The sequence below is a fragment of the Neolewinella marina genome (assembly GCF_002631205.1).
Lineage (GTDB): Bacteria > Bacteroidota > Bacteroidia > Chitinophagales > Saprospiraceae > Neolewinella > Neolewinella marina.
Window position 1 is genome coordinate 13515 of record NZ_PDLO01000001.1, and the last position, 13719, is coordinate 27233.

General features: G+C 63.8%; 9 protein-coding genes. 5 read left to right on the forward strand and 4 right to left on the reverse strand.

Going from position 1 to position 13719, the window contains the following annotated elements; genetic code table 11:
* Nucleotides 1-68: 68 nt before the first annotated feature.
* From CGL56_RS00040 to CGL56_RS00055, 4 genes are all read left to right on the forward strand, one after another.
* Nucleotides 69-3380, forward strand: a complete 3312-nt coding sequence (locus CGL56_RS00040) for a VCBS repeat-containing protein (protein WP_099104466.1) — start codon at nt 69-71, stop codon at nt 3378-3380.
* Between the two features lie 89 nt (nt 3381-3469).
* Nucleotides 3470-4726: a vanadium-dependent haloperoxidase gene (locus CGL56_RS00045; protein WP_245851887.1), complete on the forward strand. Its 1257-nt coding sequence runs from the start codon at nt 3470-3472 to the stop codon at nt 4724-4726.
* Nucleotides 4708-6414, forward strand: a complete 1707-nt coding sequence (locus tag CGL56_RS00050; protein WP_099104468.1) for a CRTAC1 family protein — start codon at nt 4708-4710, stop codon at nt 6412-6414. The genes CGL56_RS00045 and CGL56_RS00050 overlap by 19 nt, the downstream gene beginning before the upstream one ends.
* A gap of 20 nt (nt 6415-6434) precedes the next feature.
* Complete coding sequence (locus CGL56_RS00055) at nt 6435-8141, forward strand: RluA family pseudouridine synthase (RefSeq protein WP_099104469.1); 1707 nt, start codon at nt 6435-6437, stop codon at nt 8139-8141.
* Between the two features lie 8 nt (nt 8142-8149).
* Here CGL56_RS00055 and CGL56_RS00060 read toward each other — a convergent pair whose 3' ends face one another.
* From CGL56_RS00060 to CGL56_RS00070, 3 genes are read right to left on the reverse strand one after another with little or no spacing between them, the layout of a single operon-like run.
* A complete protein-coding gene (locus CGL56_RS00060) occupies nt 8150-9196 on the reverse strand; it encodes a mandelate racemase/muconate lactonizing enzyme family protein (protein ID WP_099104470.1) in 1047 nt (348 codons plus the stop codon).
* On the reverse strand, nt 9177-10265 hold the full coding sequence (locus tag CGL56_RS00065; protein WP_099104471.1) for a DUF1611 domain-containing protein: 1089 nt from the start codon (nt 10263-10265) through the stop codon (nt 9177-9179). Before CGL56_RS00065 ends, CGL56_RS00060 begins: the two co-directional genes overlap by 20 nt.
* A gap of 9 nt (nt 10266-10274) precedes the next feature.
* Nucleotides 10275-11327, reverse strand: a complete 1053-nt coding sequence (locus tag CGL56_RS00070) for a pyridoxal-phosphate dependent enzyme (protein ID WP_099105474.1) — start codon at nt 11325-11327, stop codon at nt 10275-10277.
* A 966-nt stretch (nt 11328-12293) separates the two neighbouring features.
* On the opposite strand from CGL56_RS00070, the gene CGL56_RS00075 reads away from it, so the two are divergent.
* On the forward strand, nt 12294-13187 hold the full coding sequence (locus tag CGL56_RS00075) for a dienelactone hydrolase family protein (RefSeq protein ID WP_099104472.1): 894 nt from the start codon (nt 12294-12296) through the stop codon (nt 13185-13187).
* A gap of 51 nt (nt 13188-13238) precedes the next feature.
* On the opposite strand, the gene CGL56_RS00080 is transcribed toward CGL56_RS00075, so the two are convergent.
* The gene (locus tag CGL56_RS00080; protein ID WP_099104473.1) at nt 13239-13703 is read right to left on the reverse strand and encodes a hypothetical protein; all 465 of its coding nucleotides are present in this window, start codon (nt 13701-13703) and stop codon (nt 13239-13241) included.
* Nucleotides 13704-13719: the final 16 nt, after the last annotated feature.

The window sequence follows — 13719 nt, forward strand, 5'->3', positions numbered from 1 at the left end:
AAGATCCGTCTCCGGCTTGTCCCGGGGGCGGATCTTTTTTTTGGCCGCCATCCGCTAACTTGCCCCTGATGTACCGACTGTTTATTCCCCTGCTCGTCCTGGCCTCCCTCAATGGTTGCGGGACCGACGACTCCGACGCGATCTCGACCTCCGCCGCTGGCCCGGAAGCCCCCCGCTTCACCCTGCTGGAAGCCGCCGCCACGGGCATCGACTTCCGCAATGACCTCACCGAAGGGCCGAACACCAATATCCTGATGTACGAGTACTTCTACAACGGGGGCGGCGTGGCGGCCGCGGACTTCAACGGCGACGGGCTCACCGATCTGTACTTCACGGCCAACATGGGCGAGAACAAGCTCTACCTGAACGAAGGCAACTTCCGCTTCCGCGACGTAACCGCCGTGAGCCAGACCGCGGGCCGCCCCGGCCCCTGGAAAACGGGCGTAGCGGTTGCCGACGTCAACGCCGACGGCCGGCCGGACCTCTACCTTTCCTACTCCGGCATGCTGCCGCCGGACAAGCGGCGCAATCAGCTGTTCATCAACGGGGGCACCGACGGGAACGGCGTGCCGCGCTTCCGGGAAGCGGCCGCGGAATACGGACTGGACGCCCCGGCCTTTACCAACCAGGCCTACTTCTTCGACTACGATGGGGACGGTGACCTGGACGCACTGCTGCTCAACCACAATCCGAAGGCCATGCCCATCCTGAATCCGGAGAAAACGCAGCAGCTGCTGGAGGTCCCTGATCCCGAACGGGGACTGCGGCTGTACCGCAACGACAAACTGCGGTTCACCGACGTCACCGAGGAGGCGGGCATCAACGGCTCGGCCCTGAGCTACGGGCTGGGCGTGGGCCTGAGCGACCTGGACGGGGACGGGGACACCGACATCTACGTCTCCAATGACTACGAGGTACCGGACTACCTCTACGTGAACAATGGCGACGGCACCTTCACCGACCGCCTGGGCGAGGGCATGGGGCACACCAGCCACTTCTCCATGGGCAGCGACATCGCCGACGTCAACAACGACGGCCTGCCGGACATCTACACCCTGGACATGCTGCCCGCCGACAACGCCCGCCGCAAGCTGCTGGCGGCCGATGACAACCGCTCCAAGCACGACCTCAACCTCGCCAGTGGCTTCCACCACCAGAACATGCGCAATATGCTGCAGCTGAACCAGGGCGACGGCACCTTCGCCGAGATCGGTCAGCTGGCGGGGGTGGCAGCCACCGACTGGAGCTGGTCGGCCCTGCTCTCCGATCTGGACAACGATGGCCGCAAGGACCTCCACGTGACCAACGGCTACCTGCGCGACTACACCAACCTCGACTTCATCAAGTACATGGAGGATTTCGTTGCCCGGCGCGGACGCCTCCAGCGCAGCGACGTACTGGAGCTCCTCCAGGAAATGCCCGCCTCAGAGGTGAGCAACTATGCCTTTCGCAACGACGGCGACCTGTCGTTCACTGACGTGACCGCCCAGTGGGGACTGCAGCGCCCCTCCAACAGCAACGGCGCCTTGACGGTCGACCTGGACAACGACGGCGACCTCGACCTGGTGGTCAATAACCTCAACCAGCCGGCCTTCCTCTACCGCAACAATACCGCCGAAGCCCACTATCTCCAGCTCGAACTCCAAGGCGCAAGCCCGAACACCGCCAGCATCGGTGCCCGCGTTACGCTGGACTTCGACGACGCCACCCAGTTCCAGGAGTTCTATCCCAACCGCGGCTACCTTTCCTCCGGCCCCCAGCTGCTGCATTTCGGTCTGGGGGCGCGCACGCGGGTGCCCCGGTTAACCGTCCAATGGCCGGGCGGTGGGGTACAGACCCTTACCGACGTAGCGGCTAACCAGCGCCTCGTGCTGAGCGAAAGTGAGGCCACCGACTCTCCCCCCGAAGTTGCGGCGACGTCCCCCTACTTCACCCCCGCTCTGGCACCGGTAAGCTTCACCCCGGCCTCGACCAGCCTCCGCGACTTTGACCGCCAGCCGCTGCTGCCTCGTCAGCTCTCCCCCGGCGGCCCCGTCTTCGCCACCGGCGACCTGAACGCCGACGGCCGGGAAGACCTTCTGATCGCCGACGCCGGCAACCGCCCCATTCAGCGCTACCTCCAGAATGCCAACGGCACCTTCACCCGCGGCAACCTCCCCACCCTCGACGGGGATAGCGAACACCGAATCACCACCCTGGAAATCGCCGACCTGAACGGCGACGGCTCACCCGACGTCTACGTGGGCCGGGGCGGCTACCACGCCCTTACGGCCGAAAGCCCGGAACTCGCGGACCGTGCCCTCCTGAACGACGGCCGGGGCAACTTCCGGGTGGCCACTGATCTGCTACCGGACCTGATCACCCCAACGGGGGCCATAGCCATCCATGCGGCTGAATCGGGGGCGACCCACATTTTCGTCGGGGGGCATTCGCTACCCGGCCGGTATCCCGCGGCCGCGCCCAGCTACCTGTTGCGGGCGGACGGTGGCGGCAGCTACTCCAGGCTGTCCTCCCCTACCCTCGATGCACTGGGCATGGTCACCGACGCCGCCTGGCACGACCTGGACGACGACGGCAGCGCCGAACTCATCGTGGTAGGTGAATGGATGCCCGTTACGGTTTTCTCCCTTTCGGGGGATGAGATCACCAACGTGACCGATCAGTACTTTGACGCCTCGCCCCGCGGCTGGTGGACCACCCTACACCTGGAAGACCTGAACGGCGACGGCCGCACGGACCTGGTCGTAGGCAACGAGGGAACCAACAACCTCTACAACGTGACCTCGGAAACGCCTGCGGTACTTTCCTACGCCGACCGCGACAACAACGGCAGTGTGGATCCCCTCTTCAGCTACTATCTGGACGGCAAGCTCTACCCCGACCTGACCCGCGATGAGCTGCTCAACCAGCTTTCCGGCCAGCGGTCGCGCTTCCCCAACTACCGCAGCTACTCCCCCGTCACGACAGAGGAGCTACAGTCGGGATTGCCCGGGGAAGGGCGGGAATTGACCGCGGACCGCCTGGAAACTACCCTCTTTCTCCGGCAGGCCTCCGGCAAATTTGCCCCGGATCCCCTGCCCGTTCAGGCCCAGTTTGCCCCCGTGCGCACCATCCTAACGCTGGACGCTAACGGCGATGGTCACCGCGATATGCTGCTGGCCGGAAACGAAACCGCCGCCCGGGTGCGCTACGGCCCCGCGGACGCCAATACCGGCGTGCTGCTGCTGGGGCGGGGCGACGGAACCTTCCGCTACGTTCCCCAGGCGCAGTCGGGTCTGAACCTGCGCGGGTCGGTCCGGGCAGCGACGCGTTTAGGCGACCATTTCCTTTTTGGAGTCGGCAAAAGTGACGTTATTGCGTACCAACTCACTTCTTCCTAAGCATGACGTTTTTCCGGCTTCCCGGATGGTGTTGCCTGTTGTTTATTGTTCTTCTGTCCAGTTGCCAATCCAAAAGCTCCTTCACCGAGGTGGAAGTAGCAACCCGGTGGGCTACCCTTAGCCTGGACCTGACAAAAGGCACCCCGGGAAATTCTCCAACCTACGCCTCCCGCTGTCTGGGCTACTTCGGACTGACCATGTACGAGTCCATCGTACCCGGCCACCCCGAATACCGCTCCCTGGTGGGCCAACTCAGCGGACTGACCAATCTGCCCACTCCGGACCCTGGCGTGGAATACCACTGGCCCCTGGCGCTCTCCGCCGGCCAGGCCACCATCCTCCGTTCGCTCTATAACCACACCTCCGACGCCAACAAACAGCGCGTCGACAGCCTCGAGGCGGCCATCGAGGAATACTACCTGGACGCCGACGTTCCGGAGCCCGTGGCCCAGCGGTCCACCGACTTCGGTCGCCGCATTGCCCAGGCCATTTTCCAGTGGTCACAGTCCGACGGCGGCCACCGCGCCTACCTGCGGAACTTCGAGAAGGACATGGTGCATCCCGACTTTCCGGGCTCCTGGAAGCCGCCACTGTTCGCCCAGTCTTTCAGCCACCACCCGCTGCATCCCATGTGGGGCACCAACCGCCCCTTCGTGCCGGCGAACTACCAAATGCCTGCCCCTGACTTCATCGCCTACGATACCGTCCCCGGCTCCCCCTACTACGAGCAGATGCGGGCGGTGTACGAAAAGGAGCTCACGCTGACGCAGGCCGAGAAAGAAGCCGCCCTGTGGTGGGGGGATGACCCCGATGAAACCTTCACGCCGCCCGGTCACTCCTTCTATCTGGCCACCGAGGTCCTGAAGCAACGGGCCACCACCCTGATGGACTGCGCCGAAACCTATGCCCGCACCGGCATGGCGGTAGCCGACGCCTTCATCAACTGCTGGAAGTGGAAGTTTTCCTTCTTCAGCGAGCGCCCCAACACCTTCATTCCCCAGTTCATTGACCCCGAGTGGGAGTCGTTCTGGCCCGATCCACCCTTTCCGGCATTTCCTTCCGGACACGCCATTCAGGCCGCCGCTGCCTCCACCGTGCTGCAGGAGCTCCACGGAGACGAGATTGCCATCGCCGACCGCGCCCACGAGGGCCGGGAGCGCGACCGGGTGCGCGACGTGGGCTTCCCGGTCCGCCACTTCGAAAGCCTGAGCGATATCGCCCGGGAGACGGCCGATTCCCGATTCTACGGCGGCATTCACACCCCCCAGGACAACGACCAGGGCCTCCTCAAGGGCACCGAGATCGGCCAGAACGTCAATGCCCTCCAATGGAAAAATTCAAAGTGAGGCTGCTGGCAATCGGCTTACTGCTCTCCCTCACGGCTACGGGGCAACCCCTCTTTACCGACGTCACCGATTCGGTGGGCCTCGCCCACCAGTTCAAGGTGCACGAAGGGCTGTTCGGCGGCGGGGCCTGCGTGCTGGACTTTAACCAGGATGGATTTGAGGACATCTACGTAACCGGCGGACTGAACAGCGACCAGTTGCTGAGGAACAATGGCGACGGCACGCTGACGGACGTACTCGACGGATCAGGGCTGGAGCTCACCCGCCACTTCGTCACCCAGGGCGCCGTTACCGCCGACGTGAACCGCGACGGCTACGACGACCTCTTCATCACCACGATCACCTCCAGCGACAGCCTGCAGATTATCCCGCGGGCCCGCAACCTGCTCTTCCTCGGACAGCCGGACCACACCTTCCGCGACGCTACGGAAGCCTACGGGCTGGTTCCCCTCTACTCCTTCAGTACCGGTGCCAGCTTCGGAGATTTCAACAACGATGGTTGGCCTGACCTCTACATCGGTAACTACTTCGTGGGCTACGAGGAGACGCTGGATCACATCAGTGACGCCACCATCGTCGGGGCAAATCAGACCGCCAACGGCTACCTCCTCCTGAACGACGAAGGCCGCCGCTTCGTCAACGTCTACGAGGAGTACGGTCTTTCCCACCGGGGTTTCGGGTTCGGCGGGGTGTTTACCGACTTCGACAACGACGGCGACCAGGACCTCTTCGTCAACCACGATTTCGGCTACAAGGCCACCCCCAATCTGCTCCTCGAAAACCGCTATCCCCGCGAGGACTTCCGCGACATCGCCGAGGAGATGGGCCTGGACCTACGCATCAACGCCATGGGCTCCACGGTGGGCGACTGGAACCAGGACGGGCTGCTGGACTACTACGTCACCAACATCAAGTTCAATCACTTCCTGGTCGCCCAGGGGCCCGGCAAACCCTTCGTGAACCGCGCCAAGGAGCTGGGCATGAACTACATCTCCATCAGCTGGGGGGCCAACTTCGCCGATTTCGACCACGACGGTGACCTGGACCTCTTCGTCTCAAACGGGGACCTGAACCCGAACTGCGTGCCGATGGCCAACTTCTACTTTGAGAACCTCGGCGACCGCTTCCAGGAAAGTGGCCGGGCGGCCGGGGTAGCGGATTACGGCATCGGGCGGGGCTCGGTAACCTTCGACCTGGAAAACGACGGCGACCTGGACATCTTCGCCGTCTGCCAGGGTCCCATCCTGGACGGCTACCCGGTACCTTCCGTGACCCGGCTGTTCCGCAACGACGGAGCCCGGGGCAACTGGCTGAAGATCGACCTGGTGGGTACTTCCGGAGACCTGCGGGGACTTGGCGCCCGCGCCACCGTCTACGCCGGCGGTCGCCAACTGCTGCGGGAAGTGGACGGTGGCGGCTCCAGCCACATCAGCCAGAACAGCCGCACCCTGCATTACGGCCTCGGAGACAGCGAACGGGTGGATTCCGTCGTCGTCCACTGGAACGGAGGTGCCCGCCAGGTCCTCTACGACCAGGACGTGAACCGGACCCTGACCATCACCCAGGAACCCGCTGCCGAGCAAACCAAGCTCTGGTGGAGCCTGGTGGTGGGCGTCCTGCTCCTCGCCCTCTCCGTGGGGGCCATCATCTGGAAGCGTCGCCGGGCTGGCAGGGGCGGGCGACGCTAATCACCTACCTTTGCGGCCGCATGACGGCCACCGATACTTACCTGCACCCCCTCCCGCCGGAAGCCCGGGCACTTACTCCCCCGCCCCGCTTCACATTTCCCTTTTACTACCGCCCCCACCCCCTGGCCGTGGCGGCCGCCCGTGACCTGCAGCGAGAACTGCAGGAGCCTCGCTCCTGGAGCTATGGGTTCGGCCTGGATGAAGGATCCACCGGTGAAAAGGGCAAGATGTTTGGCGTCCTGGTGGTCCGCACCGGGGATGGCGAACTGGGCTACCTGGCCGCCTATTCCGGAAAACTGGCCGACAGCAACCACTTGCCTGGCTTCGTACCCCCGGTATACGACCTCCTGGACGAATCCGGCTTCTACCGCCGGGGCGAGCAGGAAGTCGACGCCGTAACCCAGCAGATCGAGGCCCTGGAAACCGCCGACGACTACCGAACCGCCCGTGAGGATCTCGAGCGCACGATCCGGGAAACGGACGAAGCACTGCGGACCGAGCGCGCCGCGGTCAAACAGGCCAAGGCGGACCGCAAGCGGAAACGGGAGGAAGCGGCCAAAACTCTCGACGCCCAGCAGTTCGCCCAACTCGACACGGAGCTTTCCGCCGAAAGCATCCGCCGCAGCTACGGACTCAAGGACCTCACCCGCGCGCTGCGCCACCGGGTGACCCTGGCGGAGGAGCGGCTGCGGACCTTCACCGACCGCATCGAGCAACTGCGTGAGCTCCGCAGGAATATGTCCAACGACCTCCAGCAACGCATCTTTCGGGAGTACACCTTCCTGAATGCGGAGGGCGGCGAACGGGGCCTGGGAAGCATCTTTTCCGACACCGTAATGGGGGTTCCCCCGGCCGGGGCCGGTGAGTGCGCCGCTCCTAAGCTACTGCAGTTCGCCTACGCCAACGGGCTCCACCCTGTGGCGCTGGCCGAATTCTGGTGGGGGCAGGCGCCCGCATCGGAGATTCGCCAGCACGGACACTACTACCCGGCGTGCCGCGGGAAGTGCGAACCCATCCTCGGCCACATGCTTGAGGGTCTGGCTGTCGACCCCAACCCCTTGCTAGTCAACCCCGCCCGGGGCAAGCGGCTGGACATCGTCTACGAAGACCACGATCTGCTGGTGGTGGACAAGCCCCACGAATTTCTTTCCGTGCCCGGCAAGCACATCGAGGACTCCGTCTGGCTGCGCATCCGCCAGCGCTACCCGGAGGCTTCCGGCCCGTTGATCGTCCACCGGCTGGATATGTCCACCAGTGGCTTGCTGCTCGTGGCCAAGCGACAGGAAATCCACAAGAAGTTGCAGCGGCAGTTCTTCCGCCGCACCGTCGAGAAGCGATACGTAGCCCTGGTGGATGGCGTAATTGACACGGAGCGGGGAACCATTGACCTGCCGCTGCGGGGCGACCTCGTAGACCGGCCGCGGCAGATCGTCTGCCCGGACCACGGGAAAGTCGCCCGTACCCACTGGGCCGTGCGGCGGCGCAACGGGACTACCACGGTGGTTGATCTCTGGCCGCTGACCGGGCGCACCCACCAGCTGCGGGTGCACTGTGCCCACCCGGCGGGACTGGGGGCTTCCATCGTGGGCGATGACCTATACGGCCGCCCGGGCGACCGGCTTTACCTGCAAGCCGACTGGATAGCGTTCGTCCACCCCACCACGAAGGAACGGATGGAATTCAACTCCGCCCTACCCTTCCTCACTGAGGTAAGCGGCGCGGACTAGGCCCTGGGTCAGGTGCCCAGTCCGGGGAGTCCGTTGGGGATGAGCACGCCGCGGTCGAGGTGGAAAAGGTGGCTGAAGGGGTCGACCTTGAAATCCAGGTGGCCGTCCAGGTCGGCGTAGGCAATATTGGGTCGGCTGAGGGCGAAGTGGAGACCCGCTCCGATGCCGAGTCCGCATTCGTCCAGGCAGCCCACCATCACGTCGTTCGCGGCCGATTTGGCCACGCTGTTGATGTGGAGGGCCGGCCAGATGCCGCCCACCTTCTGCAGCTTGATGTTGATCATGTCGGTCAGCTCGTGCTGGGTCAGCCGGAAGGCATCGGCCAGCGTTTTGAGGCTCTCGTCGGCCATCACCGCGATGGGGGAATCCCGCGTAAGGGTACCCATCACAGCTTCCTCGTTGATGCTGGTGGGCTGCTCCAGGATGTCAACGCCAAGCAACTGGGCCGCGCCGATGAAGTGTAGTGCCTGCTCCAACGTATACCCCTGGTTGCCGTCGAACCGCAGGCGAATGTCCGGAAATTCCTTGCGGACCATGCGGACGCGGGAAATGTCTTCCTCGACGTCCAACCCGCCCTTGATCTTGATGATGCCAAATCCCTGGGAGACGAATTCCCGCGCCTTGACCATGGTTTCCTTTAAGGGGAGAATGCCGATGGTGATGCTGGTGGCGATCCGGTTGCGGTAGCCACCGAGGAATTGGTACAACGGCACCCCCGCGGCCTTGGCCACCAGGTCGTAGAGCGCGTTGTCGACCATGGCCAACGCCGAGCTGCGGACCTGCGGCCGCAGTTCCTCTACCAACCGCGCGTAGTGGAAGGGCTTGGCGTTGGTAAGGGCGGGTACGATGCTTTCACTAATGGCCCGTTCCACGTCCTCGGGCCGCTCGTTGGTGACGGCCACGTCCGGCGCCGCGCATCCGTATCCTACGATGCCGGTATCCGTCACCAGCCGCAGGGCGAAATTCGTGGCCTTGCCGATCGTCTCGTAGGCGATGGTGTAGGGCTCGATCAACTCAAGATCGTAGCGCTCGTATTCAATGTGGGTTATCCGCATGGGAGCGAAGGTAGCGCGAAATCAGCTGCACCAATTCTCCGCTGCCGTGGGCGAGGACATCGAAACAGGGCAACCCCGTTTCCTCGGTCACCTGCTGGCAGGCGGCCGCGATTTCGTCCGCCTTGAGTCCTTCGTGGTTCAGGGTTACGGCCAAGACTTCCCGCCCGGAAACCACCTTGATGGCGTTAATCTGCTCCTGCAGGGGATGCAGGGGGTAGCCCGGAAAACCGTCATATTCCTTGCGGGTGGGCGCGTGCTGCAGGATGACGTAGTCGGGGCGTCCGGCGGCCAGGATCTCGAAGCCCCCCGGGTAGGCGGGGTTCATCAGCGAGCCTTGTCCCTCGATCACGATGGCGTCGGGCTTTTCGTTGCGGTAGGCACTCACCACGGCGTGCTCGATCTCTCCGGAAACGAAATCGTTGATGCAGCTGTCCATGATCATGGAATACTTCGCGCCCTGCATCCAGCCGGTTTGCCCGGTACCGATCATCTCGGCGCGGTAGCCCGCCTCCTGCAGCCCGTGGACGATCAGCCAGGCAGTGGTGCGCTTGCCGATGGCGGAGTCGGTGCCGAGGACGGCCAGCTTGAGGCAGTCTACGGATTCGATGTCGCCGGTAAAGAAGTGCAGCTGGTCGCGGTCCGGTGTTTTGCGCACGTCGCGCACCTGCACCCCGTGATCGCGGGCCGCTTCCATCAGGGAGGGGTCGTTGGAGATGAAGTCGTGGAGGCCGCTGTCGACGTTGAGTCCCGCGGCGATGGCTTCCCGGACGGCCTCCCGCCCCGCCTGCGAAAGGCGGCCACCATCCGGGGCCAGTCCGATGACGAAGTAGCGCGGCGGGGCCGTGCTTTTCGCCAGGGCATCCTGCAGGTTGGCATACACGGGGATGCCGTTGGGCTTGCCGTCGAGTACCGTACCGCTGTCCTGCCCGGCGTACCGCTGGTCGATGATGCCCAGTACCCGGTAGCGCTTCGTGAAGCGGGCCAGGCCGTGGGCGGTTTTGCCGTTCGGCGTATTGAAGGCGCCGTCGGCGTAGACGATGGCGTTTCCGTCAAGGGGTTCCTGTTGCATAAAACTGGACTATCGTTTGGCGGTCAGTACCGCCACGCTTAAAGATTGTTCATCATCCGGCCGCTCGGTAAGGGCGATCAGTCCCGCGGTAGAGGCCGGTAATACCTGCAAGGCTTCTTTCTGGCTCAGGTAGGTAGACATCCGCTTCATCTTGTAGTCCGAGATGTGGAAGGCGGCACCCCGGCTGGCGTACAGGGCGTCGAGTGCCTCCTGCCCGTCGAAGCTGTGCCAGTTGATGAGGGGTTCGTTGATCTTCGTTTCCCGGATTTCGGCGGGCCGCAAATCTACGCAGCGCCGGTTGCCCGCAAGAAAAGAAGTGATGATGGGGTTCTTGTCGGTGGAGGAGGCGGCGACCATCCGCGGCAGACCGGTGGTGTGTCCCTGATCTCGCAGTCGCTCAAACCCCTGGTAGATGCCCGCCAGCAGGGTACCATTGGAGACGGGCACGGCCACCTCGTCGGGCAGGCGCCCCAGGGTAGACAGGATTTCGTCTGCGATGCCGGAATAGGCCCGCAGCTGCAGGTCGGTATTGCCGTTTCCGGGGTTGGCATTGTACCACCCCCGCACCCGGGCCTGCTCGTTGCTGTAGGCCACTATGTCTTCGTAGGTCCCCGGGGGGCGGTGGATCCTCGCTCCCAGGGTTTCCATTTCAGCCAGCCGCTGGGTGTGGTAGCCAGCCGGAATGTAGATCTCGCAGTCCAGTCCCGCCAGTTTGGCTGCCAGGGCAACGGCCACCCCGTAGTTGCCACAGGTAGCCAGGGCTATCGTCCCCTGCCCCTCGATCAGGGCATCCTCTACGTGGGCAAAGGCGATGCGGTCTTTCTGGGTTCCCGTGGGATTGTCGCCCTCAAATTTCAGGTAGAGGTGAGCGCGGTTGAAGTCCCGCTCCAGTCCACGCGACCGCCGCAGCCAGGTGTCGCCAATCTCGTTGGCGATGAGTTCGGAGAAGGCGGCGATGCGTTCCAGTTGGGGGGCACCGCGGTTACTGCTCACCGCGGCCAGGTCCATGGCGCGGCGGGATACGGTGTTACTGGCCGTACGCACGGCGTCTCTTAAGGTCATATTCACAAGGGGTCTGCCCCTTCAACCCCCATCGCGGCACAAGGTTTGGGCGGCGGCGTCCCTTGCGGGGCGCGGGTGCCATAAAAAGAGGCGGTGCCGGGCGGGTTTGATTCCCGGGAGCCAGCGGCACGTCATGGTCTGTAATAGCCTCGTTCACGGATAGCCGTTTTGGTAGGCACAACCACCAATATCCGGCCCGGTTCTGGGTGCAAATTGTTATTTGCGGGCCTCCCGGGCCGTCGGGCCTGTGGGCTGGCGCTTACAGCTTTCCAAACGCCGGGCCATAGGCCCGACAACCCGGTGATGCATCCGGCACGGAATGGCATGATCAAGAAGAACTGCAGGCTCGGGTATGGGCCTTCGGGCCTGTGGCACGGCGTATACAGGATACCCAACGTCGGGCCACAGGCCCGACTACCCGGTGTTGCGTCGGGTGCGTACTGTCATGCCAGATTGGACTGCAGGCTCGGGTACGGGCCGTCGGGCCTGTGGGCTGGCGTATACAGCTTTCCAAACGTCGGGCCACAGGCCCGACAACCCGGTGATGCGTCCAGCGCGTAATGGCATGCTCAGGATTAACTGCAGGATTGGGCACGGGCCGTCGGGCATGTGGCCCGGCGTATACAGTTCTTCCAACGTCGGGCCACAGGCCCGACAACCCGGTCATCAGCCCGGCAAATACTGTCATGCTCAGGATTAACTGCAGGATCGGGTGTGGGCCGTAGGGCCTGCGGCCCGGCGTATACAGCTTTCCCAACGTCGGGCCACAGGCCCGACTACCCGCTGATCAGCCCGGCGAATACTGTCATGCCAAGTTGGACTACAGGCTCGGGTATGGGCCGTCGGGCCTGCGGCCCGGCGGATACTTCTCTTCCAACGTCGGGCCACAGGCCCGACAACCCGGTGCCAGGTCACAATGAGGACACAAATGCCCCGCCTCCGTACCTTACTAAAAAACTGACCGCCATGGCAAAATTCAGGAAAGAAGATCTGGATCCGGAAGTATTCCGCTTGTTCGACCGCTACGTACATAGCCAGCTCGAACGGCGCGACTTCATCGAGCGCCTCGGGGCCTTCGCCGTAGGTGGGCTTACCGTGAAGGGCATCCTGGATTACCTCCAGCCCAAATACCATACGGCGGTACAGGTGCCGGCTGGTGATCCGCGGTTACAGGAGGAATACATCACCTACCCCTCCCCCCGCGGCGGGGGCGAAGTCCAGGCCCTGAAGGTGAAGCCGGCGAATCCGCTAAAACCGGGACCGGCAGGCTGCGTCCTGGTAGTACACGAGAACCGCGGACTGAACCCCCACATCGAGGACGTGGCCCGGCGGGCTGCCCTGGCCGGATTCCTGGTGCTGGCCCCGGATGCCCTGAGTCCGTTGGGCGGTTATCCCGGCAACGACGACGACGGGCGCGAACTGCAGCGACAGCGCGACCGCGACGAAATGCTGGAAGACTTCATCGCCGGCTACGATTACCTCCGCAACCAGGCGGACGGCAACGGGAAGGTAGGCGTAGTCGGTTTCTGCTTCGGCGGTGCCATCGCCAACCTCATGGCCGTGCGTCTGCCGGAACTGGCCGCGGCGGTTCCCTTCTACGGAGGACAGCCCACGTTGGAGGAGGTGCCGAAAATTTCCGCCCCCCTGATGCTGCAGTACGCCGCCCTCGACGAGCGGGTCAACGCCGGATGGCCGGCATACGCCGCGGCGCTATTGGAGCACGGCAAACAGCACTCCGCCCACGTGTACGCGGAGGTGCAGCACGGCTTCCACAACGATACCACGCCCCGCTACGATGAGATGGCCGCGAAACTGGCGTGGAACCGCACCGTTGATTTCTTCAATTATTACCTGAGCTGATCCGGCGTGGTGGGCTGTTCACCACCGCTTTGGCACCCGCGGCCGCGCCGCTTAGGAATTCAGAATCTGCTTGTCGAAGGGATTCAGGCCTACGCCCTGTACCTGGGCCTCGGCCTCTACCCGGTATTCGCTGTTCACGTTCCTCAGCTTCTTGGCGGCCCAGGCCAGTCCGCCGAAGAGGGGATTGCGGCGGCCGAACTCGTCCACCGGGGAAGCCACGGGCTCGAAAAAGAGCCGGAAATTAATCTCTACGGGAATGCCATCCGCCGGCACTTCGATCAAATCGGTGATGATCTGGCGGCCCAGCTCGTATTCGTCGACCAGCTGCCCTTCGTCCCGGCCCCGACTGTACTTTTCGACCATGACGATCTTGATGGCCGAAACCGTCTGGGCGTGCTTGCTCGTCAGGCGGATGCGGCCCGAGAGGCTGCCCATTGCGGGATCGAAGTCCGGTGAGAGCACCAATTCCAGTTTGACGCCTTCAATCCCCAACCATTGTTTTACTTTACCTAGCATACCCCGAAGTTAGTAC

Bases quoted from the DNA above. Each gene is read 5' to 3' on its own strand.
- CGL56_RS00050 (WP_099104468.1), top strand. From the start codon at position 4,708: ATGGAAAAATTCAAAGTGAGGCTGCTGGCAATCGGCTTACTGCTCTCC.
- CGL56_RS00080 (WP_099104473.1), bottom strand. From the start codon at position 13,703: ATGCTAGGTAAAGTAAAACAATGGTTGGGGATTGAAGGCGTCAAACTG.
- CGL56_RS00040 (WP_099104466.1), top strand. From the start codon at position 69: ATGTACCGACTGTTTATTCCCCTGCTCGTCCTGGCCTCCCTCAATGGT.
- CGL56_RS00060 (WP_099104470.1), bottom strand. From the start codon at position 9,196: ATGCGGATAACCCACATTGAATACGAGCGCTACGATCTTGAGTTGATC.
- CGL56_RS00070 (WP_099105474.1), bottom strand. From the start codon at position 11,327: ATGACCTTAAGAGACGCCGTGCGTACGGCCAGTAACACCGTATCCCGC.
- CGL56_RS00075 (WP_099104472.1), top strand. From the start codon at position 12,294: ATGGCAAAATTCAGGAAAGAAGATCTGGATCCGGAAGTATTCCGCTTG.
- CGL56_RS00055 (WP_099104469.1), top strand. From the start codon at position 6,435: ATGACGGCCACCGATACTTACCTGCACCCCCTCCCGCCGGAAGCCCGG.
- CGL56_RS00065 (WP_099104471.1), bottom strand. From the start codon at position 10,265: ATGCAACAGGAACCCCTTGACGGAAACGCCATCGTCTACGCCGACGGC.